Here is a 26,799-nt window from a genome sequence, read left to right as displayed (position 1 = left end):
CCCATGTCGAGCAAACCCATCACCGAACTGATTCACAATGCCAGCTGCCTGGATGATTACGACCCGAACTCCATGCCGGTGGCGCAGGCACGCCGTGTCATTCGCGACTACCTTAGCCCGGTCACTGGCATAGAATCCCTGGCACTGCGTGCTGCGCTGGGGCGTGTACTGGCCGCCGATATCCTGTCACCACACAATGTGCCGAACCATGACAATTCGGCCATGGACGGCTATGCATTCAATGCCGACGATCTGCAGGGGGAGTCGGTAACGCGCTTGCACATCACGGGTACCGCCTTTGCCGGAACGCCATACACCGGCAAGCTGGCACCCGGCCAGTGCGTGCGCATCATGACCGGGGCCATGCTGCCGGCAGGTAGCGACACCGTGGTGGTGCAGGAGCGCGTACAGATAGAAGGTGATCACATCGCGTTTCAGCAAAGCCTGAAACGCGGCATGAACACACGCCTCGCCGGGGAAGATCTCAAACAAGGCCAGGTGGTACTCGCTGCCGGTCATCTGCTGCGCCCGGCAGATCTTGGTGTGCTGGCCTCATTAGGGCTGGGGGAAGTGCGCGTCTGGCGCAAATTGCGCGCGGCCTTCTTCTCCACTGGCGACGAGCTGGCCAGCATAGGCCAGCCCCTGGCCAGCGGACAGGTCTACGACAGCAACCGTTACACCCTATATGGCATGCTGATGCGTCTGGGTGTAGAAGTGATCGACATGGGGGTGGTCCCTGATGACCCGGCCTTGCTGGAGCAGACCTTGCTGGATGCCTCGGCCTGTGCCGATGTGATCCTGACCAGCGGCGGCGTGTCGGTAGGCGAAGCAGATCATATCAAGGCACTGCTGGCCAAACTGGGCCAGGTCGTGTTCTGGAAGATCGCGATGAAACCCGGTCGCCCGCTGGCTTATGGCAAAGTAGGTCAAGCACATTACTTCGGTTTGCCCGGCAACCCGGTTGCCGTGATGGTGACCTTTTATCAGTTCGTACGCGAAGCCATGCTGGTGCTGATGGGGCAAGCTGACCCGGCTCCCTTGCCGCTCTTGCAAGCAGTATGCATAGACCCGATACGCAAGCTGAAAGGCCGCACCGAGTTCCAGCGCGGCATCCTATTCACAGACCAGGATGGCAGCTGGAAAGTACGCACCACTGGCGGCCAGGGTTCGGGCATGTTGAGCTCGATGTCGCTAGCCAATTGCTTCATCGTACTCAGTGAAGAAACCGGCGATCTGCCTGCGCTGCAAACTGTGCAGGTACAACTGCTGGAAGGTTTGATCTAAGACCACGGTGAGACCGTCGTGGTGAACAGGACCGCGCGACACATGTGCTGTTGATGCGCGCGCATGTGCTGTCTGTCTTGTTGGCGCGTGTCTTCTGGACATTCACTATAAGGAATCATGATAATCCTGATGTATTTATAGCGCGGAATGTTATACGCTCCGCAGTCAAAAATTAATTGCATCCAGGTCTACCATGTTCACAAGAAAAACACTCCCCTGTGCCGTGCTGTTCGCGTGCGCTTTCTCCAGTTACAGCGTTGCTGAACCAGCCCAGCCAACCGCCGCTGCAGATAAACCGGCACCGGCTAAGACAGCCATCATCCTTGCTCCAGTGGTGGTGACGGCAACGCGACAAGCAACCGACAGCTTTGATCTGCCCGTGGCGATCGATCTGGTCGAACAAGACAAGATCCAGGATGGCCAGGCCAAGATGACCTTGTCTGAAAGCCTGATCCGCGTGCCCGGCATCACCGCCCAGAGCCGCACCCAGATGGCACAGGACCCGCAGATCTCCACACGTGGCTTCGGCGCACGCTCCGCATTCGGGGTACGTGGTGTGCGTGTCTATGTCGACGGCATCCCGTTGACCATGCCGGACGGGCAAGGTCAGCCCGGCATCGTGGACCTGGGCGTAGTCAAAGGCATCGAAGTCATGCGTGGCCCGTTCTCTGCGCTATACGGCAACTCCTCGGGCGGGGTGATCCAGATGCTGACCGAAGATGCACCGCGCTCACCTGAATTGTCCGGCGGCCTGTTATTGGGCAGTTACAACACCCATCAGGAAACGCTGCGCGCGGCGGGTACCGAAGATGGCATGGAATACCTGCTCAATTACTCTCAATACTCATCCGACGGTTACCGCGATCGCAGTGCCAACGAAAAAAAACAGGGCACTGCCAAATTCAGGTTCAACCTCAATGAAGACACCCAGCTGACCACGCTGGTCAACTGGTTCGAGCAGGATGCACAAGATCCACTCGGGCTGACGCGTGCGCAAGCCTTCAGCCAGCCCAAGAGTGTGGTCGATGCGGCCATCAATGCCAGAACCCAGGTCAGCCGCAGCCACGCGCAAGTGGGTTTCAAGCTTGATCATCAAGTGAACGAACACAATGCTGTGGTCATCACCAACTATCTGGGCACTCGCGAGAACGAACAGTTGCTGCCACGCAATGCCCTGGGCACGCTAGGCCGTACCAGCCAGATCTCGCGCGAGTTCTGGGGCATGGATGCACGCTGGGACAACCGTGGCATGCTGCTGGGCCAACCCTACAGCTTCAGCCTGGGCACCACGTACGGCAGGATGGAAGATGACCGCACCGACACCAACACCGCCAGCGGTTCCAACCTGGGGATATTGAACCGTGACGAAAAGAACATCGCGCGCAATTTTGATCAGTACGCACAGGCCAAATGGTCAGTGCGTGACGATGTGGACCTGCATCTGGGGGTGCGCCGCACCAAGATCAGCCTGGACATCGACGACCAGCTGATCAACAACGGCAGTGGCGATAACAGCGGTGGCGTCAGCTACCGCAAGACCACGCCAGTGATCGGTGCCGTCTGGAAACTCAACCCGGCCTTCAATCTGTATGCGAACTACGGCACCGGTTTTGAAACACCGACCTTTATTGAAGTGGCTTTCGCCAACCCCGCCAACACCAGTACGCCGAACCTGCGCCTCAAGCCCAGCGAAAGCCGCAATTTCGAGGTGGGTGCCAAGGCTTTCCTGAGCGACAACACACGCGCCAACCTCAGCCTGTTCAAGATCACCACGGACGATGAGATCGTACTGGACAACAACGTCAATGGCATCGCCACCTATGCCAATGCGAACAAAACCAGTCGCAACGGTGCCGAGTTGTCCATCGAGTCGCAGCTACCGCACAACGTCACGCTGTATGGCGCTTACACCCTGCTCAACGCCAAGTTCGACTCGGATTTCACCACGGCATCCGGCAACACCATCACCGCTGGCAACGTGATCCCGGGCACCTACCATACGCAGATCTATGCTGAAGCCGCGTGGAAACATGTCGCCAGCGGCTTCCGTACCGCCATCGAGGCCCGTCACAACAGCAAAGCCTACGTCAACGACACCAACACGGACAGCGCGCCGTCCTACACCATCTTCAACCTGCGCGCCGGTTTCGAACAGAAGCTGCAGAACTGGCGCTTCAGCCAGTATCTGCGTGTGGAAAACATCTTCGACAAGAACTACATAGGCTCGGTACGCGTCAATGATGGTAACGCCCGTTTCTTTGAACCAGCAGCGGGCACCAACTGGTTGCTAGGCCTGAATGCCACTTACCGTTTCTGATGATGATGCGGTATCGTATCTGGCTTAAGTAACCTAAGTCACAGACCAGTGCGCAGGTCTGGCCTATGCTTGATATTAAGTCTTGTGTAGCGTGTCTCAGCAAGGCTGGCGCTGGGAATCACAGGCGCTGGGAATCACATCCGCAGAGTAATGAACGACCGGCACGCACGACCAAGTGATAGCACGGCGTGTAATGCCCGCCTGGTGACTGGCTGGATACTAAAAATAGCGTATTAAGGAGATGGCAATCGTGGTCAAACATTTACTGTTCGTCAAAATCGCGTTGGCTGGCATGCTGGTCAGCCTGAGCTCTGGAGCGTGGGCTGAAGCCGACCCCAAGTTGTGGCCAGTGGTCAAAGAAGCGTTCTTTGCCCAGCGCCCCATCGAGGATAATGTACCGTTCATTGTGCTGACCGCACCCAAACGGGCAGAAAGCGGTGCTCAAGTACCGTTCTCTATCGCCGTCGACCAGACCCAGGCAGATGCCAACGCCATCAAAAAGATCTACATCATCGTGGATGCCAACCCTATCCAGCTGGCAGCCACTTACCATCTGACCGAGCAACTGGGCAAGTTCAACCTGTCCACGCGCATCCGCCTGGAAACTGATTCCTTTGTACGTGCCATCGGCGAAACGGCAGATGGCAAACTGTATATGTCGGCGATCCCTATCCGCGCTGCAGGCGGCTGTGGTGGCACCATAGATAACGACGAAGCCGCTGTGCGCGCCAGTGCCGGCAAGATCAAGATGAACATAGAAGCGCCAGCCAGCTTCGGCAGCCCAACCGCGGCCACCTTCATCATCAAGCATCCGATGCGCACCGGTCTGCAGCGTGATCTGGTTTCGCAAGGATTCCTGCCTGCGTTCTATATCAAGAAAGCTGATTTCGTCTATAACAAGAAGCCGGTGATGACCGTGGATTTTGGGGTGGGGACCAGTGAAGATCCTTATCTTAAGTTCAATTTCATCCCGGCCACCGCAGGCACACTGGAAGTTCAGGCCGTCGATAATGAAGGCAAGTCCTTCAGCCATCAGACCGAGTTGAAAAGCTAGGGTCAATCAGACAAAAAGGGCGCTGTGAGCGCCCTTTTTCATCTGCGGATATTCAATGTATCGACATGCGCTTCAGCGTATCGTCCCTATTGATGAATCTATGCTTGAGCGCACCCAGGATGTGCAACACGATGAAGGTGATGAACACAACGCCAACAAGCTCGTGCACCTCCACAAAGATCTCGCGCAAACCCTTGTCGTCCAGGCCGCTCAGCAAAGGTAGTCCGAACCATTTGACACCATATTTACTGGCCACCGCCATGATGAGACCGCTGACCGGCATCGCCACCATAAGCAGATACAGCAAGGTGTGCACCTTGTTGGCCAGTGCTTTTTCCCATGCCTTGAGCGTGCCCAGTAGCGCAGGTGGTCGATGCGTCAAACGCCATACTACGCGGATAAGGATCAATGCCAGCAAGGTCACGCCTATGGACTTGTGCAGGTTGAAATAGAAAGTGCGGGGTGAGGCTTCTTCTGCAAGATGCCAGGTATAGAGCCCCAGGTCGAACAGATCGTAGCTCATGGCTTTGGCGCCGTCCTTGGGCAGTTCGCTCATGTACCAGCCCAGCGCGAACATGAACAGCACGCCGAAGGCGATCAGCCAATGCAGTATCACGGCTGTTCGGGTATAGCGTTCAATGGATGCAGTCATTCACGTGTCCTCATATGGCTAAGATTGGATAATAAATTGGCAATAGACTCAGGCATTGCATCTAAGCTCATGCATACGCATGCGACTCTGCGCTGCAGGCTTGGTTCGCTTGACTACATTTTACCGGCAATTGTATGTCGATTTCATCAAAACCACGGCATCGCGCCATGGATACACTAGAATGCCCGACAACCCTGTTCTGCAAGGAGGCGCCATGTCAGCCCTGATCCGATTGCTACTATTATTGCTCGTGTCCACGAACGTGCACGCTGAACTGTTATTCGAACAGGCGGCCCCTGGCGTGTTCGTACACCATGGCGCCCATCAGGACCTGTCTGAAGGCTATGCAGGCGACATCTGCAACATCAGCTTCATCGTCGGCAGCAAGGGCGTGGCGGTCATCGACAGTGGCGGCAGCCTCAAGGTCGGACAACAACTGCACGCCGCCATCCGCAAGGCCACAGCACTCCCGATCCTGTATGTGATCAACACCCATGTCCACCCGGATCATATCTACGGCAACGCGGCGTTCCTCGCTGACCGGGCCACCTTCGTCGGGCACGCCAAGCTGGCTGGCGCGATGGAGCAGCGCAAGGAAGCTTATGCCCGCCTGAATCAGCAGTGGATGGGGGATGCGTTCGCAGGCAGCGAACTGGTCAAGCCTGCACTAGAGGTTGCTGACATGGCAACACTGGATCTGGGCGACCGCCAGCTGCAACTGCAGGCACATCCATTGGCCCACACCAACACCGACCTCACCGTGCAAGACAGTCTCAGCGGCACGTTGTGGACTGGCGACCTGCTGTTCGTGGAGCGTACGCCCTCCATTGATGGCGACATCAAGGGCTGGATAGCGGTCATCGATGGGCTTAAGAAAAGTACCGCCACGCAGATGGTGCCCGGGCATGGTCCGGTGGTAAAAGACTGGCTAAGCGCTTTGGATCGAGAACAAGGCTATCTGAAGCGCTTGCTGGACGATGTGCGTACCAGCATCAAGAATGGCGGCACCATGGAGAAAGCCATGGACACCGCGGCGGCGGATGAGAAAAACAACTGGCAGTTGTTCGACATCGTCAACCGCCGTAATGTGAACATGATCTACCCGGCGCTGGAATGGGAATAGCACCTCGTGTGGTAGCGGCGGCCAGCATGTATAATCCTTGAAAATAACGATGACGTTGCCTGGCAACGTTGCCAGATAAACCAGCCACATCGATTCAATCCTGCCACTTTAGCCGTGATGTCTGCCCATAGTCTGCCAGCTGCGCCGCAACCCAGGCTTGCCTGGATGATTGCTATTTCGCTACTGCTGCACCTGATCCTGGCTACACAGATGCCGAATCTTGACGCGCCTGTGCCAGAAAAGCCCAAGCCACTGACCATCACGCTGCTAGAACCACCACCGCCGCCAGCACCGGAACCTGTGGCTCCACCGCCACCGGAGCCACCACCACCTCCGCCGCCCAAGCCGGTTCCGGTGAAGACACCGTCACCGCCCAAACCTCAAGTCAAGCCGACTGAGATCGCGGAGCCTCCACCCACTAACACACCACCGGCTGAAGCCCCCAGCACGCCGCCTGTACCCGCCATTATTGCGACGGAACCCGTGCCTGATGCACCACCGCCGCCAGTGGTGGTTCCCCCTGCACCACCGCCACCGAAGCCGACCGGGCCAAGCCAGGTCGACCTGGATGCGGCACGCGCTCGCTATGGCAGTCTGCTCGGGTCCGAGCTTGCCAGACACAAGGACTACCCCCACATCGCCAGAGTGCGTAAATGGGTAGGCGTGGTGACGGTGTTCCTGGAACTGGATGACCAGGGCAGAGTGCTCAGCAGCAAGATCATCGAGTCTAGCGGTCACAACGTACTGGATAAACAGGCGCTGGAAATGGTGGCAAAATCCAGCTTCCCGCCCTTACCGGAGGTTCTTAAAGGCAGCAGCTTCGGGGTTAGCATTCCCATCAGCTTCGACCTCAAAGATTGAGGTCTGCCAATATGAAACGCACCCGATCACTCAAGCACCTGCTGCTGATACACGAGCTGGCGTTTATCGGCCTGATCGTGCTGGCAGGCGCTGCGGGGGTGCTTGGCATACGGCTATGGGACGACTCTTCGCAAGAGTCGCAGCGCATTCATGTGCTGGTACAGGAGATCCAGCAAACGCGCGGCGACCTGTACCGGCAGATGAAGGAACTGTTCGATGCTTTCTTCCTGGCTGACTCCACAGCGCAGATCGAGTACGACACTTACACCATCTCCATCCGTCAGCATTTCGAAAAGCTCGATGCACTCGCGGAGGGCGAGGCCGAGCATGCGGCGATCAACAATCTGCGCGCCAGCTATACTGAGTTTCTGGAATTGACCCGCGATATCTTCCGTCAACCCAGTCGACTTAGTGACGAGTCCCTGAACAAGACGCTGAATATCGATCTTGAGTCAGGCATCTTTCAGCGTTATGAGGATGTCGCGGCCGAAGCCGAACGTCTGCTCGCAGCCAAACAGCAGGAGTTGGAACAACGCCTGCAGGACGCCAAGCGCACCTCCATCACCCTGTTCATCATCCCGATTGCGTTTGCCATCCTGCTGCTGCTGTTCTCGCGCATGTTCCTGCTGCGGGCATTGGTGCGTCCTATCGAAGGTATCGTACATGCCACCACCGAGATCAGCGCTGGCCGCCTGGAACACAAAGCGCCTGAAGCGGGCGCAGCCGAACTGGCCACCCTGTCGCGGGCGATCAACCACATGGCCGAAGAACTGGCACATAGCCAGGAAGCCTTGATCCGCAGTGAGAAGCAGGCGGCCATGGGCTTGCTGGTACCCATGCTGGCACACAACATCCGCAACCCGCTGGCCAGCATACGTGCCACGGCACAAGTCGCTGACAGCGTAGAACTGGACCGTGACACGCGCGAATCACTGGAAGGCATCATCAGTAGTGTGGACCGGCTGGAGCGCTGGACTGGCTCACTGCTGGCATATCTGCACCCACTCAAACCGCAACTTAGCCACAGCCATTTGCGTCAGATCGTTGAAGGCGCGCTGGTTCCGCTACAACACCGTGTGCGCGAGAAATCGCTGAAATTAAAACTGCCAAGCTGGCAAAAACAGGATGACAGCCTGTTCACCGACGAGCATTTGCTGGAACAAGCCCTGTATAACCTGTTACAAAACGCCGTGGAGGCTGCGCCCAATCAGAGCGTGCTGGAGATCAATGTCTTGATGTCTGCGGCCACAGTACGCCTGCAGTTGGCAGACCGTGGCCCAGGCATGCCATTCAAACCAGACCCACATGCCATCAGCCCAGGCCCTTCTACCAAGCGCTTTGGTACTGGCCTCGGTATTCCGTTTGCGTTCAAGGTGTGTGAAGCGCTTTCCGGCAGCGTTGAGTTCAGTGAACGCGAAGGTGGTGGCACGCTGATCACGCTGGAACTGCCGCGCCGTCATCATGTCATCTGACCGTACTGCAAATTTGCTGCCCGGCATGTACCAGCTGGCTGTTTATCAGCCATAATGTACTTAATCGGGCGATTCCTTTAACTGCTAGTTAACGTTGATAAGCGAATACTTATAATGTCCGAACCTCAATTGCACGACTTCACGCTGGCCGCCACAAGCGGCAAATCCTTTCAGCTTGCCGCTTATCAAGGCAAGACGCTGGTGATCTACTTTTATCCCAAAGATGCCACGCCCGGCTGTACCACGCAGGCTGTCGCATTCCGCGATGCTTATGCTGAATTCCAGGCATTAGGCGTCGAGATCGTTGGTATCTCACGTGACAGCCTCAAATCACACGAGAACTTCCGCACCAGGTTCGGCCTGCCGTTCGAACTGGCGTCCGACAGTGAAGAGATCGCCTGCGGCTTATTCGATGTGATCAAAATGAAAAGCATGTACGGCAAACAGGTGCGCGGTATTGAACGCAGCACCTTTATCATCGGCCCGGATGGCCAGATTGCCAAAGCCTGGCGCAAGGTGAAAGTAGATGGCCACGCCGGGGATGTACTTGCTAGCTTGCGAGCTCTGTTGAATTCCTAACCCTTGTTCACCTGAAAGCTGGTATTGATGAGTCTACTGCGCACTGCCACCACCAAACTGTTCGTGCTCGACACCAATGTGCTGATGCACGACCCATCCAGTCTATTTCGTTTTGAAGAACATGACGTCTACCTGCCTATGGTGACGCTGGAAGAACTGGACAACCACAAGAAGGGCATGACGGAAGTGGCGCGAAATGCGCGCCAGGCCAGTCGCAATCTGGAGCAGATCGTCGGCGCTTCGCTGGACAAGCTGGAGAACGGCTCTCCGCTGGGCATCAATGGCAACACCTTCGTCACCGGCCGTCTGTTCCTGCAAACGGCCGCTGTGAGCGTGGAACTGCCCATGCTGGCGGGTGGCAAAGCAGATAACCAGATCCTGAGTGTAGTGGCAGACCTGCAGAAGCAATGCCCGCAACGCCAGGTCATTCTGGTCAGCAAAGACATCAATATCCGCATCAAGGCACGCGCGATCGGTGCGCCAGCGGAAGATTACTTCAATGACCAGGTGCTGGAAGATACCGACCTGCTATACACCGGTATACGCGAACTGCCGGAAGATTTCTGGGAAAAGCATAGCAAGGACATCGAATCCTGGCAGGAAGCCGGCCGCATGTATTACCGCGTCACCGGGCCGATCTGCAAGAGCCTATTGATCAACGAATTTGTGTATTACGAATATGACAAGCCTTTCCATGCCATCGTCCGTAATGTGAAGGGCAATATCGCGGTGCTGGAAGTGGTCAAGGACTACATGCAGCCCAAGCACAGCGTGTGGGGCATCACTGCACGCAACCGCGAGCAGAATTTCGCGCTGAATCTATTGATGGACCCGGAAGTGGATTTCGTCACCTTGCTGGGCCAGGCTGGTACAGGTAAGACGCTGCTCACACTGGCATCCGCACTGACGCAGACACTGGATAAAAAGATCTACAGCGAGATCATCATGACACGGGTGACCGTGCCCGTTGGTGAAGATATCGGCTTTCTGCCTGGTACCGAAGAAGAAAAGATGGCGCCATGGATGGGCGCGCTCGAAGACAACCTCGACGTGCTCAACAAGTCAGACGACGATGCTGGTGAATGGGGGCGCGCCGCGACACAGGATCTGATCCGCACACGCATCAAGATCAAGTCGCTTAATTTCATGCGTGGCCGCACTTTCTTGCATAAATTCCTCATCATCGATGAAGCGCAAAACCTCACGCCCAAACAGATGAAGACTCTGATCACACGCGCAGGCCCTGGCACTAAAGTCGTTTGTCTGGGTAACATCGCCCAGATCGATACGCCTTACTTGACGGAAGGCAGCTCTGGCCTCACCTACGTAGTAGACCGCTTCAAGGGCTGGGAGCACAACGGCCATGTGACCTTGATACGTGGCGAACGCTCACGATTAGCGGATTTTGCAGCAGAAGCACTGTAATGTTTCTACTGGCTGTCACACAGGCTAGGTAAGATGAGTTCACTGATGCAGTGCGGCGTTCGGCTCGCAGGCAATAATGGGTTGGAGCGCCGCAAACTGCGATGAATCTAGGTTTTTACACCATACTGTTGGCGCAGTTCCTGTCTGCGCTGGCAGATAACGCGCTGCTATTTGCCGCGATCGCCCTGTTACAAGCCCAGCATGCGCCAGACTGGCATACGCCGCTGTTGTTGCAGTTCTTTGTGATCTCCTACATCGTGTTAGCACCGTTCGTCGGTGCCATTGCAGACGCCTTCCCCAAAGGGCGTGTAATGTTCGTTTCCAACAGCATCAAGTTCGTAGGGGGTATCGCCATGCTGTTAGGCATGCCACCTTTATATGCTTATGGCATCGTCGGCATAGGCGCTGCAGCCTACTCACCTGCCAAGTACGGCATTCTCACCGAGTATCTGCCGCCCCATGCGCTGGTAAAAGCCAATGGCTGGATGGAAGGCTCGACCGTGATGGCGATCATTCTTGGTGCCATCGTAGGCGGCAAGATGGCTGCCGCTAATCCGGAGCAGGCGGTGTTACTGATCACCTTGCTCTACGTGGTAGCCGCCGTATTCAATTACTTTATTCCGCGTCTGCCCATCGACCACAAACCACCCAAGAAGAACCCGCTGTTCATGATCGCCGACTTCTGGCATTCCTGCAAAGTGCTGTGGCGTGATCCGCAAGGGCAGGTTTCGCTGGCGGTGACCACGCTGTTCTGGGGGGCTGGCGCCACCCTGCGCCTGGTCGTGCTTGCCTGGGCGGGGGTAGCGCTGATGTTTGATATCGAGCAAGCGACGCAACTGATCGCGATCGTCGCAGTGGGGATCGCCATCGGCTCTGTGATCGCGGCACGCTGGATCACGCTGGAGCAATCCACGCGCGTACTGCCGGCGGGCATCATCATGGGCATGCTGGTCATCGCCATGGCCGCCATCCATGACTGGCGTGCAGCGGGTGTGCTGCTGTTCGCGGTGGGCGTGCTCAGCGGTTATTTTGTTGTGCCGCTGAACGCCTTGTTACAACACCGCGGGCATTTGCTGATCGGTGCAGGGCATTCCATCGCCGTGCAGAATTTCAATGAGAATCTGGGCATTCTGATCATGATAGGGATCTACACCCTGATGCTCAAGGCAGAGATGCATATCAACTTGATCGTGGTGATATTCGGCTTGTTCGTGATGTTGAGCATGACGGCCATCACACGACTGTATAGACGCAAAGTCTGACGGTGCATTAATAACGTATAAAAAAACCACATGCGTTGAGCATGTGGTTTTTTTTAGCCTGCGATATGCAGGTACTACCCACATATCGCTAGTGCCCGGCTTTAGTGAAGCTTTACTTGCGCTTCCGAACGACGCGTGATGAGACGCGCGATGGTCTGCAAGAACACTTCAAAGAAGCCGTGCAAGGTCATCTGGTGCATCTTGTAGAGCGACTTGTACATAAGGCGTGCAAACATGCCTTCAATGTACATACTGCTGCCCGACAATGCGCCCATCAAGCTACCAACCGTGGAATAACGGCCCATGTTCACCAGGGACCCGTAATCACGGTAGGTATATTCCAGCAAGGGCTTGCCAGCCACGCGGCGCTTTAATGATTTGCATAGCATGGAGGCCTGCTGGTGCGCTGCTTGAGCGCGCGGTGGCACTGTTTCTGCGTGACCTGGCCACGGGCAGGCAGCACAGTCGCCAAAGGCAAAGATGTCATCGTCCAGCGTCGTTTGCAACGTACGTCTCACGACGAGCTGATTGATTCTGTTGGTTTCAAGCCCATCAAGCTCACTGAGGAAATTGGGTGCCTTGATGCCCGCAGCCCACACCACCAACGCGGATGGAATAAAACGACCGCTATGCGTGTGCACACCTTTCTGAGTCACCTCGGTGACGCGCTCCCCGGTGTAAACGTGCACGCGCAGCTTACGCAACTCGTAGTCTACGGCCTGTGAAAGCTTGGGCGGCAAAGCTGGCAACACACGGTCACTGGCTTCGATCAATGAGATCTTGATGTCTTTATCCGGATCAATCTTGTCCAGGCCATAGGCCGCCAGCTCACGTGTTGTATTGTGCAGCTCTGCCGACAGCTCGACGCCCGTGGCCCCTGCTCCCACGATGACCACTTCGAGCTGGCCTGCCTGTACCGGTGCCGCTTGAGTTTGCGCACGCACCAGCGCATTGTGCAAACGGCGATGGAAACGTTCAGCCTGGTCTTGAGTATCCAGTGCGATGGAATGCTCACGCGCCCCCGCGATACCAAAATCATTCGTGGTACTGCCTACAGCGATCACCAGCGTGTCATATTTGAACGTACGACGTGGAATGACTTCTGCGCCATCTTCGTCATAATTCGCCCCGATGTACACTTCACGCTTGGTGCGGTCTATGCCGTCCATATTGCCCAAACGGAAATGGAAATGGTGCCAGTGCGCCTGGGCCAGATACTCCAACTCATGTTTATCCGGGTTCATGCTGCCGGCTGCGATCTCATGCAGCAAAGGCTTCCAAACATGTGTACGGGTGCGGTCGATCAGTGTGATCTCCGCTTTACCTTTGCGACCCAGGCTGTCACCCAGCTTGGTTGCCAGCTCCAGACCGCCTGCACCACCGCCTACGATGACGATCTGGTGCAGATTTTTTTGCTTCATTTGCATCGAATACTTTCTATAAGCACATTCAGTGTGCTGATGTATGACCTGATTAGTTCAACCACGGGGTGTCGCCACCACCTTTATATTGAGTACGCAGGAAAGCAATGATCTTCAGGATGTCATCGGTCGGTACGTACTCCGGACCTGAAACCTGCTGGTGCCAGGCAAACATCCCGCCATTGCTACCACCGGCGATGGTTTCAAACATCCCCTTGTCGGTTGTATGTTTGGCATACTGCCAGCGCGCATCGGTGATCGCGACCGCAACTTGACCATCACCATTTGGACCATGGCACTGAGTGCAGGAGTAATAGCCAAATTTTTTCTTGCCTGCCTTTGCCATTTCCGCATCTGCGGCATATAGCTTGGTGTAGGGATTGATGCAGGTGGCCAAAAATTCTTTTGCTTCCGGCGTATCGGTATCGACCGCCTTGATAGGCAATGGGCTGCCATCCTTGGTGGAGACCAAAGCGCACTGTCCGCTAGAAGAGCCAGCATCCGCCTTCTTTTCGCTACTTGCAGTGCCTGCACTTCCGGATGCATCTTTGTCGCCACATGCCGCCAACATGGTGATCAACAATACTGAAATCAAGGTTCTTGTAGTTTGCATCGCAACTCTCCTGAATAGGTATGACAAGATTTTACCTCAAATCATGCAGACATAAAAAAGCCGGTCACTGCTTGCGCAATGACCGGCTTTTCAAACTTGAACTGATCAGTTCAACCAGGGCTTGTCGCCGCCGCCTTTGTACTGGCTACGCAGGAAAGCAATGATCTTCAGAATATCGTCCGTTGGGACATACTCAGGACCAGAAACTTGCTGATGCCAGGCGAACATGCCGCCATTGCTACCACCAGCGATTGTCTCAAACATACCCTTGTCGGTCGTATGCTTGGCATATTGCCAGCGTGCATCCGTGATCGCTACCGCAACTTGACCATCGCCATTAGGGCCATGACACTGGGTGCAGGAGTAGTAACCAAATTTCTTCTTACCTGCTTTAGCTTTCTCAGGATCAGCAGCATAGACTTTGGTGTACGGATTGACACAGGTTTCCAGGAATTGCTTGGCTTCCGGAGTGTCGGTATCAACTGGTTTGATTGCTAATGGGCTGCCATCTTTAGTCGATACAAAGTTACATGCTGCATTTGCTTGCAAAGGCAGCAAACTTGCCAATGCCAGCAATGATACAAAGAAAGTAGCCTTTACTGCTTTATTGCCTAACATGTCATCTCCTCGTTTTGAAATTCATGCCGCTTCGATTGATGCTATACAAAAACCGACTCGCATCTCGAATAACGAACCATGATTTACTTGGTTGACGCCGCTTCCAAGTAAAAGAGTATTTTATTATTCATTCTTGGGAATTGCATCCCCACGAGCATCTTTTTTCTTGCCTTTTGTTGCTTGTACGACAGGTACATGCGGGATGCCGTACTCATCGAGGATTTTCAGGATGTCAGCTTGACGTCGATCCAGCACGCCTTGAATCTCGGCCAGTCGTTCGGTCTCTTTCTTACGCACACCAACGGAGATGTTATAACCCAACTGACCGGACTTATCGATATCACCGTATTCAGGCGCAGGTACAACCACCATAGGCACCGTGGATTTCTTGGCATAGTAACCAGCGATCGGACCCCACAGGATCGCAATATCGATATCACCATTGGCCAGATCATCAACGATAAAGCTAGGTGGCAGGTTCAGGTCACGCATCAGTCGATATGGACGTGCATTCGCCATTAAATCCTTATCAAACAATGGGCGTGCTACTGGCGCCTTGTCCACCACACCGATGACGCCCTTACGCAAATCCGGGGAATCCCAGTCCGTGATATTGAATCCACTCTCCTTACGCCAGATGAACACATGGCCGGAGCGGTAATAAGGTTTGGAAGTCAACAAAGCATCGTTGCCTGTATTGGTACCGATGATGACATCACAACGGCCAGCATTCAGCGTATTACGCAGGAATCCGAAACGGTCGTACCAGAACTGGTAAGAGAGTTTTTTGCCTAGATCATTGGCGATCAATTCAGCGATCTTGTTTTCAAAGCCTTCGAGCTTTGCATTGGAGAATGGCAGGTTGTCTTGGTCTGCACATACTTTGAATTCTGACGGATCTGGGATGCGGCGCGCTTCGCCACCCCGGCCCGAGTTCAGGTCTACTGCGATTGAAGCATCTTCCTCGGCATGTGCTATCGAAGCCATTGCTGCGAGCACAAGCATTAAGGAAAATTTATGTAGGTTTTTAAGCATTGTTATTTCCTTATCGTCAGTTAGCTTTTTCGATCCCCATATAAAAAGCACCCCGCGTAAGCGGGGTGCTTTTAGGACAAACTAACTAACGGTTAGTTCTGAAAACCAAGTCTCTCGACTAGATTACAGAGCGAACACGTTCAGTGCACCGCCGCCAGGAGCAGCGTTGTACTTGGTCAGTTCCTTGTAACCACCAGCGGCACCCAGAGCATCGGTGTCGTTCTGCAGGCCCAGGTTCATCGCAACGCCAGCCCAACCGCCGATACCGGACAGTACGCCAACGTATTGTTTACCCTTGTGACCGTAGGTGAATGCGTTACCAATCACGCCGGAACCAACTTGATGCTTCCACAGTTCCTTACCGGAGCTAGCGTCAACAGCCTTGAACCAACGGTCCAGGGTACCGTAGAACACCAGGTTGGAAGCGGTCGTCAGAGCACCACCCCAAGCAGAGAACTTCTCTTTGTTGTACCAGACGCTCTTGCCGGACATTGGGTCATAAGCAGCGAAGCCACCCATTACACCGTCAGGACCTGCAAACATGGTCAGGGTAGCACCAACCCATGGTTGACCAGCAACATACTTGGACTCAACTGGCTCGTAGGTCATACAAACGTGGTTGAGTGGGCTGTATACCAGGCCGGTCTTAGGCGAGTAAGCGGCTGGCTGTTGGTCCTTGGTACCCAATGCTGCTGGGCAGATACCCTTGGCATTGTAGTCTTGGTGGGTCGAAGCAGAAGCCAGCTTGTTTGGCACGCCGGTCTTCAGGTCAACATCGGTTGCCCAGTTAACGAAGGAGTGAACCTTTTCAGCTTGAACCAGAGCACCGGTAGCAGCGTTCCAGGTGTAGTGGAAGCCGTTACGGTCATGGTGCCAAGCGTAGGTCTTGCCGCCCTTGTCGAACAGGATGACTTCGTTGATGCCGTCATAGTCCCACTCATCGTGTGGGGTCATTTGCATGCCCCAACGTGCCATACCGGTGTCAACATCACGTGCGAACACAGTCATGGACCACTTGTTGTCGCCAGGACGTACGTCTGGGTTCCATACGGATGGGTTGCCGGTACCGTAGTAAACCAGATTGGACTTAGCGTCATATGGCCACCAGCCCCAAACAGAGCCACCACCATGTTGCCAGCCGTCCTTGACAGCTTGTGGCTTCAGCCAGGTCTTAACGCCCAGGTCTTTTTCGCCAATCTTCAGCTTGTCGTTAGGGATCTTCTTGAAGGAACCGCCTTCTTTGTTACCACCGTTCACGTCTTCATAGACGGACAGAGCGGAGTACTGTGGGGTATCCTTGTTGAAGTCAGCGCCGATCAGAACTTCGCTGTCTGGACCAGTGGAATATGCCTTCCATGCCAGGGAGCCGTCCTTGATGTTGTATGCAGCGATGAAGCAGCGAACACCGAATTCAGCACCGGAGCAACCGGTCAGAACCTTGTCCTTGATGACGTGTGGAGCGTTGGTGTTGGTAGCGCCGACCTTAGGATCGGTGTTTTGCAGATCCCAAACCTTAGCACCGGTCTTCGCATCCAGAGCGACCAAGAAACCGTCATTCTGTTGCAGGAAGATCTTGCCGTCGCCGAAGCCCAGACCACGGTTCACGTTATCGCAGCACAGAACTGCTTGTACGGATGGGTCTTGCTTAGGGAAGTAGGACCAAACGATCTTTTGGTTGTCGTTCAGGTCAAGAGCGTAGACGTTGTTCGGGAAAGCGGTGTGAACATACATCATGTTGCCAACAACGACTGGGGAACCTTCGTGACCACGGTTAACACCGGTAGCGAACGACCAAGCACCCTTCAGGTTCTTGACGTTACCCTTGTTGATTTGGTCCAGTTGGCTGTAGCCCTGGTTGTTGTGCTGGCCACGTGGATGTGCCCAGTTGTTCTTGTCCTTCATTGCAGCTTCTTGGTCAGCAGCAGCGGAAGCAACCATAGGCATTGCCATGGTTACAGCTGCGAGGCCCAGAGCCAACTTGATTTTGCTCATCTCCATTTTCAATCTCCGTAGTGATTAATACTAAGGGTTATATCCAAACCAGACGCAACATTTACACTCTTTTGTTTTGACGGCTGAGAGTTCATCTAAAATAGCTTCTGATTCTCGCTGCACTTTCATGCGCGTGGTGCATATTAGAACAGTCAAAAATGTTTTGCAATACTCTATTTACAATTTGTTTACAATTTCCGATAAAACCACCTGCTTCAAGGCCAAGGATCGCGCGAACCGACCAATAAAAACCGACAACTCATTGATTAATATAAGAACCAGCCTATGTGTAACGACACTTACAATTTGTATCCTCCGCTTGAGCCCTACCACAGCGACTGGCTGAAGGTTGGCAACGGCCACGCCATTTATTTCGAACAATGTGGAAACCCGGAAGGAATCCCGGTGGTTTTCCTGCATGGCGGCCCCGGCAGCGGCTGCAACCCTGGTCAGCGTCGCTTCTTCGATCCGGCCGCCTACCGCATCATCCTGCTGGATCAGCGCGGGTGCGGACGCAGCACGCCTCATGGTGAGACCGAGCACAACAGCACGTATGAGTTGGTGGATGACATTGAACGTTTGCGTGCGCACCTGGGCATTGAGAAATGGCTGGTATTCGGCGGCTCCTGGGGCAGCACGCTGGCACTGGCCTATGCGTTAGCTCATCCAAGCAGGCCATCGGGTCTGATATTGCGTGGCATCTTTCTAAGCCGCCAGCATGAGATCGACTGGTTCTTGGGCGAATCGCGGCAGTTCGTGCCCGAAGCCTGGCAAGCCCTGCTGGACTACCTGCCCACGCCTGAACAGTCCGAGGTACTGGACGCTTATTCCCGTCGCATCTTTTCAGCCGACCCCGCAGTGCATTTTCCCGCAGCGCGCCGCTGGAACGACTATGAAGGCAGCATCATGACCCTGCTACCCGCAGAATCAGCCGGCACTCCGGCGAGTGATGAGGTACAGCTGGCCAGGGCCAGAGTGCAGATCCACTATATCAAGCAGCTGTGTTTTGTAGGCCACCGCAACTTGTTACAAGAGGCATGCACACTGGCCCATATCCCGACCTGCATCGTACAAGGTCGTTATGATCTGGTTTGCCCGCCTCTGACAGCATGGGAATTGCAACAAGCCATGCCACATGCCACGCTGGAGATGATTGCAGACGCTGGCCATTCAGCAATGGAACATGGCACCCGTCATGCACTGATTGCTGCCACCGAACGCTTCAAGCACCTGCTCACCAATGCCTGAGATTTTGCGCACACTGCAGCGCCTCATACACCACCCGACCATCACACGTTCACGTGATGCGTATGCCAGCAAGCGCTACAGCACGCCTTTGTTCATCCTGTTCGAAACACTGAATGCGTTTCGCATGCACAATGGATTCAGCATCTCGGCGTCACTGGCTTTCTATGCCATGTTTGCCATGATCCCGCTGGTGCTGTTGATGTTCTTCATGCTAAGCCACCTGATCGTCTCGTCCGATTATGCCATCATCAAGCTCGCCATCCTGACCAGCAACCTGCTACCGCAGCTCAGCAATCGCATCATGATAGAAGTGTATAACGTCTCCAGTCATCAGGCCGCCTGGGGGCTGTTCGGGATTCTGGCCCTGCTGTGGATCGTAACGCCGCTGGCAGCTGCATTACGCTCGGCGTTCTACACCATGGCTTCGATGGTAGAGGTACCCTCTTTCCTGAAGCGCAAGTTCAAAGATATCCTCGCTGTACTTGGCATCCTGCTGTTATTGTTCGCGTTCACTGCAGCAGGTCTGATGCTGGAGAAGGTGTTGCATTTCCTGCATCCTAACGCGACCTACTTTCGTGCGCTGAACTCAGCCAGCTCATTAGTCCTGACCACGCTGCTGGTGGCGGTGTTCTACCGGCTGTTCTTCCCGGCAGCAGTAGCACTCCAGCATATCCTGTTCAGCGCATTGGTCACCGCTTGCCTGTGGGTCGCCATGCAACCTGCGTTCAGCCTGTTCCTGTCCATCAACCCGTCTTATGGGGCCGTATTCGGCGGCATGAAGACCATCTTCATTTCGATCGCATGGCTTTACTACACTTTCGCTGTGTTTTTACTGGGCACCGAACTGATCGCCACATTGAGAAGAAAAGATGTGCTGCTATTGCGTGGCTTGTTTGCCGGGATACCGAATACGGACCGCCACTATTTGCAGGCCTTGCTGCAACAGTATGGTAAGACCCTCCAAGCCGGTGACTATGTGTTCCGGCGCGGCGACCCGGGTGGCGATCTTTACTACCTGATTTCTGGAGAAGTGTTGCTTGAAAGCGAGAAAAGACGTTTGGTAGTTGCTGGCGACTATTTTGGCGAAATGGCGATGCTGGCAGAGGCGCCGAGACTAAGTGACGCTTATGTGCAATCGCCTCAAGCCGAGCTGATCATCATCAGCGAATCCACCTTCGAAACACTGCTGCTCACCGACCCTCAGCTCGCCATGCTGTTTCTGAAAGGTCTGGCACGCAGACTACGCGAGCAGATCAGTCATCATAACCTGGCTGAAAACGCGCTGACCTGAGCAAATTACTTAGTTGAGTGGCAACGCGAAGTTGACGGTGAACACGTAGTCCTGCGAAGAATCGATGCGCTCATCCCGCCCTGCGATGGCTTTGGATACAGCGAAGTCTATATTAGAGAAACTGCTGTCATCACTGATCAGACGCAAACCCAGGGATGCCGCACCAATGTCATCAACTGGCCTGCCGTTCGACTCATTGTAGGTACGTGCCGATTCCAGCAGGAAGAACGGCTGGATACGACTGAAACTGTAGATCGGCAACTGCAGACCATAGGGCAGCAGCTTGTTAAGCTCCAGCGAAACACCCCAGCCCGAATCCCCTGAGATACGACCGGGACGGAAGGCACGGCCAAACTGCAAACCACCGAATGCGACCCGCTCTGATATGGGGAGAATATCGTCACTATGCTGGACGCGCGTCATCGCCGCCACGCCCCAGCCGTTGGCAAACACATTCTGCTGGGTGAAACTGAACACCGTCTTGGTGAAATCAAGCTTTACCGGACTGTCAAACTGTTGATTGGTTGGTGTCAGCAGTATGGATTTATCTGCCCCCAGGCTATCCAGACCACGTGACAACGCCAGCTGGAAGCGACGCACCTGTCCTAGAGCAGAGGTAGTGTAGTTCAGGCCTGCGGTCACGGCACGTACATCCGTGGTTTGACTGAGTTTGGCGGTACTCGATTGCGACACATCATCAAAGTTGGTCGCCGCAAAGCCGACGGAGCCGACCAGGTTCTTGCCACGCTTGACCATCAATGGATATGAAAGTGTCGTGCTCAGCCGCAAGGAACTCACATCCCGTTCAACGCCAGGCAGGTTATTGCTGTCTTGTGGATTACCGTTGTAATGCGATGCGTCAAAAGCCAGCTGCATGCCATTGCGCCCGATCGGCATGCTATAACCCAGCGCGTAATACTCTTCATCGCGCTCAGACAACAAGGTACTGAAGGTCACATCTTCCGCCAGCGAGGTATTGCCACTGGCACGAGCCGTGATAATGGCACGCGCCGTAGGCTCGAGCGCCTCGATACGTCCACTCAAACCAATGGCTTTGCGACTGACGTCCAGCGTCAACTCGGTTGAACCATCGATTTTCTTTGGCACGGGCAGTGAAGCTTGTACCGTCAAACCGGGAATCTGTGCCAGCAAGCCGGTATAGCGCTCCAGGGTCTTTTTAGTCAGTGGCTTCTCTTCGATCAGCGGGGCCGCGATCTGACGGATCTTGTTCTCGGTCTTGTCCGGGTTGCCAGTAATCACGATAGACGAGATATACCCTTCCACCACCATCACTTGCACATTACCGTCTTTGAAGGTTTGGGCTGGCATGAAACAGAAGGACAGCGGGAAACCACGATCCTGATAAAGCTTGGTGACCTGATTACACGCCTGGATCAGATCGGCGACCTTGATCTTCTTGTTCACAAAGCCGTTGAAATAGGTGCCGACTTCCTCAAAAGGAATTGCGCGCGCACCGTTGATGGCGATCTTTGCCGGGACCAACTCAGTGTCCAGTATCTTTTTGACCTCCGGAGATACTTCTTGAGTGCCTTGAATCTCGACTGACTTTTGCGGCTTGGGAGCGGTATCTGTAGTACTGGGCAGCGAGCTGACTGGATTATCCTCAGCCAGCAAGGAAGTGCTGACGAGCGGAACGATGACCACCCATGGCCAGACTAAAAAAGACTTCAACAGCACAGATCTGCTATGGGGTTTACGCATCGATGACCAAATCAGCACACAAAAAACGGATCCCGGCCGCTTTACAACGCAGCCGGGAATGACACTTGCAAATTACAGTGGCAGCAAGGCGGTAACCGTTGCCAGCGTACCATTGATGGTATCGCTAACGTCTGGCAAATTGACCAGACCCTTTACCGTACCCAGCGTACCGTTAACGGTATCACTCACATCAGGCAACACAACCAGACCAGTTACGGTGGCAACTGTGCCATTGACCAGACCGCCAACATCAGGAACGTTGACCAGACCGGTCACTGTGATCAACAAACCGTCGACCGTGTCCCCAACCAGCGGAGTCAGGTCAGGCAAAGCCACTGGCAGTGCAACTGGCAGCGCAGGCAATGCTGGCAGCAAGCCCGTCACCGTATCCAGCGTGTCATTCACGATACCACCCACGCTAGGCACATTCACCAGACCAGTAACGAAAGCCAGTTCAGCATTCAGCAAACCGCCTACGTCTGGCACAACAACCAAACCCTTGACGGTATTGATGGTACCTTCCAGCGTACCGCCTACATCAGGCACATTCACCAGGCCAGTTACCGTCGTAACCAGACCTTCAACCGTCGCGCCTACATCAGGCAGCGCTGGCAAGCCAGGCACTCCTGGTAAAGCAGGCAAGGCCACTGGAACTGGAACCAGAGCCAATACACCAGTCAAAATGCCACCGACGTCAGGCAGTGCAGGGGCTGGCGCTTCTGCAGCTGCAGCGTTAGCAGCAAAGCTTAATGCAGAACCCAGAACAGCCAGCTGAACCGCACGATTAATTTTATTGATCTTCACAACCATCTCCTCGTCAGTTGAACAAAAATTGTCATATGCAGACCAGTTGGAGTCTACAAGACAGCGTCAGCATCGGCAACCGGTACGCCATCATCGTTTGTGTCAAATGATGTGTATTGATATGTTTACAACAAGTTAATTTCGGGCTTTCCAATCTATTTGGCACAACAACATATAAAAAACCCACCAAAAGGTGGGTTTTTTATTTTTACGTCTTAACTGTTAGCGCTCGTGTTATGGTGCCAAACCGCCGAGCAAACCAGTGACTGGGGCCAGAAGACCGCCGGTGTCAGGCAAACCGCCGCCCAGCAGGCCGGTTACCGGAGCCAGCAAATCACCACCCAGAAGATCCGTCACTGGAGTCAACAGACCACCGGTATCCGGCAAACCACCGCCCAGCAAGTCGGTCACGGGAGCCAGCAAGTCACCACCCAACAAGCCAGTTACAGGTGCCAGCAAGCCACCTGCATCAGGCAAACCACCGCCCAGCAGATCGGTCACGGGAGCCAAGAGGTCACCGCCAAGTAAGCCAGTTACTGGAGCCAGCAGGTCACCACCTAACAGATCACCGCCAAGCAAGCCGGTCACTGGAGCCAGCAAGTTGTCACCATCGACTTCACCATCGGTAAGCGGCAGCAGTCCAGTTGGACCCACGACAGGATCCAGTAGAGCTGTGCCGTCTGGGGAAGTCAGAGGCAACAAACCACCCGTAGCGATAATAGGATCCAGCAAACCATCCACGCCCGGCAAGCCACCACCCAGCAGATCAGTTACTGGAGCCAACAAATCACCACCCAGCAGGCCAGTTACAGGGGCCAGCAGGTCCCCACCGAGTAGATCACCGCCCAACAAGTCAGTCACTGGCGCTAGCAAATCGCCACCCAACAGGTCACCACCTAGCAAGCCACCCAGCAGATCACCGCCGTCCGCGCTACCCGTCGTCAATGGCAGCAAGCCATCTGGACCAACCAGAGGGTCCAGCAGAACTGAATCACCGCCGGCAGGCGTGGTAAGCGGCAACAGACCACCCTGACCGATTACCGGATCAAGCAAGCCACTGGTGATTGGCAGCAAACCGCCCAGCAGATCACCGCCAACCAAGTCACCTACAACAGGCAGACCACCCAGCAGATCACCGCCAACCAAGTCACCTACAACAGGCAGACCACCCAGCAGATCACCACCCAGCAAGTCACCTACAACAGGCAGGCCACCCAGCAGATCGCCGCCTATCAAGTCACCACCCAACAAACCTCCGAGCAGATCACCACCAAGAAGATCGCCACCGAGCAAGTCGGTTACTGGAGCAAGTAAGCCACCACCATCACCACCTGCCAGCGGCAAGATGCCATCTGGGCCAATCAGCGGATCAAGCAATGTCACGTCACCTGCATCACTGGTCAAAGGCAGCAGCCCATCTTCGCCGATAATCGGGTCCAGCAGCGTGTCTGTACCTAAAGTGTCATCCAACAAACCAGTGACTGGAGTCAGGATTGGACCGGTTGCATCGGTCACCACTTCAACCACTTCTTCAAGCACACCTGGACCTGTAGCGCCAGTCGGGCCGGTTGCACCCGTAGGGCCAGTAGCGCCGGTTGGGCCGGTTGCACCCGTAGGACCTGTAGCGCCAGTCGGACCTGTAGCACCGGTTGGACCTGTAGCCCCAGTCGGGCCCGTTGCACCGGTTGGGCCTGTAGCACCCGTACCGCCAGTAGCACCGGTTGGACCTGTAGCACCCGTGCCGCCAGTAGCACCGGTTGGACCTGTAGCACCCGTGCCGCCGGTAGCACCGGTTGGGCCAGTTGCCCCCGTACCGCCAGTAGCCCCGGTTGGGCCCGTACCGCCGGTAGCACCTGGGGTGCCATCAAAACGACGTACCTTATCGCTACCGCATGCCGTCACCAGCAAAGAAACCGTGATCAGCGCAAGCGCAACGACGGCCCTTTTATTGGTGGATTTTGTTTTCTTAATTGCCATGGTTTTTACTCCCGAAAAATTCGTTCATAGTTAATACAGTTCCACCCACTATCTTTTTATCACCATTCAAGTTTGCTTAGCAATAGCCGATATTGTTTTTTATACGCTGAATCTCCGATTGTGGCGCTTGATACAACTGAAGCAAGCGCTGCCAGAGCTGTTTGGCTTTGGTTTTGTCATTTGTATAAAAAAATACCAGTGCGAGCTCATCGGCACGGCGCCATTCATAGCAGTCCTGCTCAACGAACAATCTGTCATCCGTCGTGGCTATTTTGAGCAATGGCTCCAGGAACAGCGCAGCCAGTCTCCAGCGTTGCTTGCTGCGTAAATATGCTAATAACCAGACCATGGATTCCGCACGTTGCGGCCTCAACTCATAAGCACGCAAGTAGGCATTCAATACCAAAGACTCTTCATAGCCCGCCTGTTCCATGAGGCGCGCCACTTGATAACAGGCATACCAGGTTTCTTCATCCCAGCCCGGCAGCTGTGCACGATGCTGGTAACAGCATATGGCCTGCTCCAACTCGCCGCAGTCACGCCAACTCTGCGCAAGATAGAACCAGTAACGTTCGTTCTGGGGCTCATCGCGCAACGCCTGCTCAAACACCTTGGCATCATCGCGAAATTTATTCGGGTTCTTGCTGCGCGCGCCCTGCGTGGTGTAAAGCACCGACAAACCATCCATGACTTGCGGGATACACGGCTCGCCCATATCCGGGTACTCATGCAACACGCCCTTGTAGCACCAGGGTTTGCGTGTCGAGAACAGGCAAGTACGCTGATAACGCAAGGTCTCACCATGCTCGATCAGCACCGAATAAGCATCTGCATGCATCTCGGGCCAGGAGAATCCTTTGCGTACTTGGAACACTTCATCGGCATCGATCACCAGTAGATAATCCGCATGCGGCCGGGCTAGCTGAAGCGCTTCCGTACGGTTATGCCCAAAATTCTTCCAAGGCCTCTCATGTAAAGCCCCTTCCAGGCCCTGCATCGCCTGGCGGATCAGGGCCTGGGTACCGTCCGTCGAGCCCGTATCCACGATGGTCCAGTGACTTATCCATGGACGCACCGAAGCCAGGCAACGCCGGATGACATCGGCTTCATTCTTGACGATCATGCACAGACCGATGCGTACATCGACTGTGCTGATTTCATGTGTTTTTATTTTTGATATCACCATTTGTCTACCGCTTAAAAATAAACCCGCAAAAGCGGGTTTATTTAACGATGATCAACTCAAATCAACAGTCTGGGTATAGTCAGTTGCCCAACAGGCCACCGAGCAGACCACTCAGCAGGTCAGGGCTGGTCGGGCTGGTCGGACTTGCGATCGGAGCCACAGTACCCAGCACGCCAGACACCACATCACCTACCGCCACTGTCACGGGCGTGAGCAACTCACTCACCGGGACCAGAGAAGGCCCCAAGGCCTCGGCTAGCGGTTCCAGCCCTCCCTCCAGAGTCACCACCACAGGCGCGATGGCATCAGAGACAGGAGCCAATAGATCACCAGTTTGTGCCAGCACTGGCGTCAATACGCCACTCAATGGTGCGACCACAGTCGTTACCACATCACCAAGAGGCGCCAGCGAGTCCGTCACCGGCAGCAAGAGATCGACCACGGGGTCCAGTACAGGGTCCAAGGTCAGGCCCAACGGGTCAGTGATCGAATCGAGGGCACCAACCACTGGATCAGCCACGCCGCCAGTTGCGGTTGAAACCGATTCCAACAGACAGTCAAGTGCAGGCGCGCAAGCTTCCGGGGGTGGAGGCGGCGGTGGTTGATTGATCAAACGCCCGCCACCACATGCAACCAGTGTAAAACTGCTGACACCTATTGCCGCATACAGAAAGATTCTGTTTAACGCTTTCGAGGCCATGAAAGTCTCTCCCTTAAATAAATAATCTAGTCACAAAACTTGTAACAGATAGCAGCTATGCAGAGACATGCGCAGCAATATACTGGCGACTCAACCTACTACTGAGGTTAACAACTATCTTAACAAACTCTATATTAAGACAAATTCGGGCAAATCGTGACTT

The 26,799-nt window shown here is 54.8% G+C and carries 22 protein-coding genes; 11 read left to right on the top strand and 11 right to left on the bottom strand.

The genetic code is table 11. From position 1 onward, the window contains the following. Window positions 1-3: 3 nt before the first annotated feature. The 3 genes from moeA (at window position 4) to ED236_RS11920 (ending at window position 4,655) form a co-directional block, all read left to right on the top strand. Window positions 4-1,284 carry a molybdopterin molybdotransferase MoeA gene (gene moeA / locus ED236_RS11930; protein WP_123238214.1) on the top strand — a complete coding sequence of 427 codons (1,281 nt, stop codon included), beginning with the start codon at window positions 4-6 and terminating at the stop codon, window positions 1,282-1,284. A gap of 193 nt (window positions 1,285-1,477) precedes the next feature. Beyond that, window positions 1,478-3,601 carry a TonB-dependent receptor family protein gene (locus ED236_RS11925; protein ID WP_123238213.1) on the top strand — a complete coding sequence of 708 codons (2,124 nt, stop codon included), beginning with the start codon at window positions 1,478-1,480 and terminating at the stop codon, window positions 3,599-3,601. A gap of 241 nt (window positions 3,602-3,842) precedes the next feature. Beyond that, complete coding sequence (locus ED236_RS11920; RefSeq protein WP_123238212.1) at window positions 3,843-4,655, top strand: quinoprotein dehydrogenase-associated SoxYZ-like carrier; 813 nt, start codon at window positions 3,843-3,845, stop codon at window positions 4,653-4,655. Window positions 4,656-4,707: 52 nt separating this feature from the next. On the opposite strand, the gene ED236_RS11915 is transcribed toward ED236_RS11920, so the two are convergent. Beyond that, entirely contained in the window at window positions 4,708-5,307 is a 600-nt protein-coding gene (locus tag ED236_RS11915; protein ID WP_123238211.1) for a cytochrome b, read from the bottom strand. A 214-nt stretch (window positions 5,308-5,521) separates the two neighbouring features. Between ED236_RS11915 and ED236_RS11910 the strand changes: the two genes are divergently transcribed. The 6 genes from ED236_RS11910 to lplT all read left to right on the top strand — a co-directional run bounded on the left by ED236_RS11910 (window position 5,522) and on the right by lplT (window position 12,029). Next, window positions 5,522-6,430, top strand: a complete 909-nt coding sequence (locus ED236_RS11910; protein WP_123238268.1) for a quinoprotein relay system zinc metallohydrolase 2 — start codon at window positions 5,522-5,524, stop codon at window positions 6,428-6,430. A 165-nt stretch (window positions 6,431-6,595) separates the two neighbouring features. Beyond that, on the top strand, window positions 6,596-7,291 hold the full coding sequence (locus ED236_RS11905; protein WP_123238210.1) for an energy transducer TonB: 696 nt from the start codon (window positions 6,596-6,598) through the stop codon (window positions 7,289-7,291). An 11-nt stretch (window positions 7,292-7,302) separates the two neighbouring features. After that, entirely contained in the window at window positions 7,303-8,763 is a 1,461-nt protein-coding gene (locus ED236_RS11900) for a sensor histidine kinase (protein ID WP_123238209.1), read from the top strand. Window positions 8,764-8,877: 114 nt separating this feature from the next. Further along, complete coding sequence (locus ED236_RS11895) at window positions 8,878-9,342, top strand: peroxiredoxin (RefSeq protein WP_123238208.1); 465 nt, start codon at window positions 8,878-8,880, stop codon at window positions 9,340-9,342. A gap of 27 nt (window positions 9,343-9,369) precedes the next feature. Next, the gene (locus ED236_RS11890) at window positions 9,370-10,767 is read left to right on the top strand and encodes a PhoH family protein (RefSeq protein ID WP_123238207.1); all 1,398 of its coding nucleotides are present in this window, start codon (window positions 9,370-9,372) and stop codon (window positions 10,765-10,767) included. 101 nt (window positions 10,768-10,868) lie between these two features. Further along, a complete protein-coding gene (gene lplT, locus ED236_RS11885) occupies window positions 10,869-12,029 on the top strand; it encodes a lysophospholipid transporter LplT (protein ID WP_123238206.1) in 1,161 nt (386 codons plus the stop codon). Between the two features lie 101 nt (window positions 12,030-12,130). Here the strand turns inward: lplT and ED236_RS11880 are convergent, their stop codons facing one another. The 5 genes from ED236_RS11880 to ED236_RS11860 form a co-directional block, all read right to left on the bottom strand. After that, the gene (locus ED236_RS11880) at window positions 12,131-13,450 is read right to left on the bottom strand and encodes an NAD(P)/FAD-dependent oxidoreductase (protein WP_420820426.1); all 1,320 of its coding nucleotides are present in this window, start codon (window positions 13,448-13,450) and stop codon (window positions 12,131-12,133) included. Window positions 13,451-13,502: 52 nt separating this feature from the next. Next, window positions 13,503-14,063 carry a c-type cytochrome gene (locus tag ED236_RS11875; protein ID WP_123238204.1) on the bottom strand — a complete coding sequence of 187 codons (561 nt, stop codon included), beginning with the start codon at window positions 14,061-14,063 and terminating at the stop codon, window positions 13,503-13,505. A 105-nt stretch (window positions 14,064-14,168) separates the two neighbouring features. Further along, window positions 14,169-14,681, bottom strand: a complete 513-nt coding sequence (locus tag ED236_RS11870; RefSeq protein WP_123238203.1) for a c-type cytochrome — start codon at window positions 14,679-14,681, stop codon at window positions 14,169-14,171. Between the two features lie 123 nt (window positions 14,682-14,804). Further along, complete coding sequence (locus ED236_RS11865) at window positions 14,805-15,716, bottom strand: quinoprotein dehydrogenase-associated putative ABC transporter substrate-binding protein (RefSeq protein WP_123238202.1); 912 nt, start codon at window positions 15,714-15,716, stop codon at window positions 14,805-14,807. A gap of 123 nt (window positions 15,717-15,839) precedes the next feature. Continuing rightward, on the bottom strand, window positions 15,840-17,714 hold the full coding sequence (locus ED236_RS11860) for a methanol/ethanol family PQQ-dependent dehydrogenase (protein ID WP_123238201.1): 1,875 nt from the start codon (window positions 17,712-17,714) through the stop codon (window positions 15,840-15,842). A gap of 279 nt (window positions 17,715-17,993) precedes the next feature. On the opposite strand from ED236_RS11860, the gene pip reads away from it, so the two are divergent. Both pip and ED236_RS11850 read left to right on the top strand, forming a co-directional pair. Further along, on the top strand, window positions 17,994-18,956 hold the full coding sequence (pip, locus tag ED236_RS11855) for a prolyl aminopeptidase (RefSeq protein ID WP_123238200.1): 963 nt from the start codon (window positions 17,994-17,996) through the stop codon (window positions 18,954-18,956). Continuing rightward, window positions 18,949-20,247 (top strand): YhjD/YihY/BrkB family envelope integrity protein, encoded by a 1,299-nt coding sequence (locus ED236_RS11850; protein ID WP_123238199.1) that lies wholly within the window; start codon window positions 18,949-18,951, stop codon window positions 20,245-20,247. Before pip ends, ED236_RS11850 begins: the two co-directional genes overlap by 8 nt. Before the next feature lie 9 nt (window positions 20,248-20,256). On the opposite strand, the gene ED236_RS11845 is transcribed toward ED236_RS11850, so the two are convergent. From ED236_RS11845 to ED236_RS11825, 5 genes are all read right to left on the bottom strand, one after another. Beyond that, window positions 20,257-21,939, bottom strand: a complete 1,683-nt coding sequence (locus ED236_RS11845; RefSeq protein ID WP_162299626.1) for a ShlB/FhaC/HecB family hemolysin secretion/activation protein — start codon at window positions 21,937-21,939, stop codon at window positions 20,257-20,259. 102 nt (window positions 21,940-22,041) lie between these two features. Then, entirely contained in the window at window positions 22,042-22,584 is a 543-nt protein-coding gene (locus ED236_RS11840) for a hypothetical protein (RefSeq protein ID WP_123238197.1), read from the bottom strand. Window positions 22,585-23,007: 423 nt separating this feature from the next. Next, the gene (locus ED236_RS12520; RefSeq protein ID WP_162299622.1) at window positions 23,008-24,312 is read right to left on the bottom strand and encodes a hypothetical protein; all 1,305 of its coding nucleotides are present in this window, start codon (window positions 24,310-24,312) and stop codon (window positions 23,008-23,010) included. A gap of 514 nt (window positions 24,313-24,826) precedes the next feature. After that, window positions 24,827-25,873, bottom strand: a complete 1,047-nt coding sequence (locus ED236_RS11830) for a tetratricopeptide repeat-containing glycosyltransferase (RefSeq protein WP_162299625.1) — start codon at window positions 25,871-25,873, stop codon at window positions 24,827-24,829. A 142-nt stretch (window positions 25,874-26,015) separates the two neighbouring features. Continuing rightward, window positions 26,016-26,486, bottom strand: coding sequence for a hypothetical protein (locus tag ED236_RS11825; RefSeq protein ID WP_123238195.1), 471 nt, complete (start codon window positions 26,484-26,486; stop codon window positions 26,016-26,018). Window positions 26,487-26,799: the final 313 nt, after the last annotated feature.

Source organism: Pseudomethylobacillus aquaticus, assembly GCF_003730115.1.
Taxonomy (GTDB): Bacteria; Pseudomonadota; Gammaproteobacteria; order Burkholderiales; family Methylophilaceae; genus Pseudomethylobacillus; species Pseudomethylobacillus aquaticus.
This window is presented reverse-complemented; position numbering and strand designations above follow the sequence as displayed.

Excerpts from the sequence above, each read along its gene's own strand:
- ED236_RS11890 (WP_123238207.1), top strand. The coding sequence starts at position 9,370 with ATGAGTCTACTGCGCACTGCCACCACCAAACTGTTCGTGCTCGACACC.
- ED236_RS11910 (WP_123238268.1), top strand. The coding sequence starts at position 5,522 with ATGTCAGCCCTGATCCGATTGCTACTATTATTGCTCGTGTCCACGAAC.
- ED236_RS11915 (WP_123238211.1), bottom strand. The coding sequence starts at position 5,307 with ATGACTGCATCCATTGAACGCTATACCCGAACAGCCGTGATACTGCAT.
- lplT (WP_123238206.1), top strand. The coding sequence starts at position 10,869 with ATGAATCTAGGTTTTTACACCATACTGTTGGCGCAGTTCCTGTCTGCG.
- ED236_RS11860 (WP_123238201.1), bottom strand. The coding sequence starts at position 17,714 with ATGGAGATGAGCAAAATCAAGTTGGCTCTGGGCCTCGCAGCTGTAACC.
- ED236_RS11850 (WP_123238199.1), top strand. The coding sequence starts at position 18,949 with ATGCCTGAGATTTTGCGCACACTGCAGCGCCTCATACACCACCCGACC.
- ED236_RS11865 (WP_123238202.1), bottom strand. The coding sequence starts at position 15,716 with ATGCTTAAAAACCTACATAAATTTTCCTTAATGCTTGTGCTCGCAGCA.
- ED236_RS11880 (WP_420820426.1), bottom strand. The coding sequence starts at position 13,450 with ATGAAGCAAAAAAATCTGCACCAGATCGTCATCGTAGGCGGTGGTGCA.
- ED236_RS11920 (WP_123238212.1), top strand. The coding sequence starts at position 3,843 with ATGGCAATCGTGGTCAAACATTTACTGTTCGTCAAAATCGCGTTGGCT.
- ED236_RS11830 (WP_162299625.1), bottom strand. The coding sequence starts at position 25,873 with ATGATCGTCAAGAATGAAGCCGATGTCATCCGGCGTTGCCTGGCTTCG.
- moeA (WP_123238214.1), top strand. The coding sequence starts at position 4 with ATGTCGAGCAAACCCATCACCGAACTGATTCACAATGCCAGCTGCCTG.
- ED236_RS11900 (WP_123238209.1), top strand. The coding sequence starts at position 7,303 with ATGAAACGCACCCGATCACTCAAGCACCTGCTGCTGATACACGAGCTG.
- ED236_RS11895 (WP_123238208.1), top strand. The coding sequence starts at position 8,878 with ATGTCCGAACCTCAATTGCACGACTTCACGCTGGCCGCCACAAGCGGC.
- ED236_RS11870 (WP_123238203.1), bottom strand. The coding sequence starts at position 14,681 with ATGTTAGGCAATAAAGCAGTAAAGGCTACTTTCTTTGTATCATTGCTG.
- ED236_RS11905 (WP_123238210.1), top strand. The coding sequence starts at position 6,596 with ATGATTGCTATTTCGCTACTGCTGCACCTGATCCTGGCTACACAGATG.
- ED236_RS11875 (WP_123238204.1), bottom strand. The coding sequence starts at position 14,063 with ATGCAAACTACAAGAACCTTGATTTCAGTATTGTTGATCACCATGTTG.
- ED236_RS11925 (WP_123238213.1), top strand. The coding sequence starts at position 1,478 with ATGTTCACAAGAAAAACACTCCCCTGTGCCGTGCTGTTCGCGTGCGCT.
- pip (WP_123238200.1), top strand. The coding sequence starts at position 17,994 with ATGTGTAACGACACTTACAATTTGTATCCTCCGCTTGAGCCCTACCAC.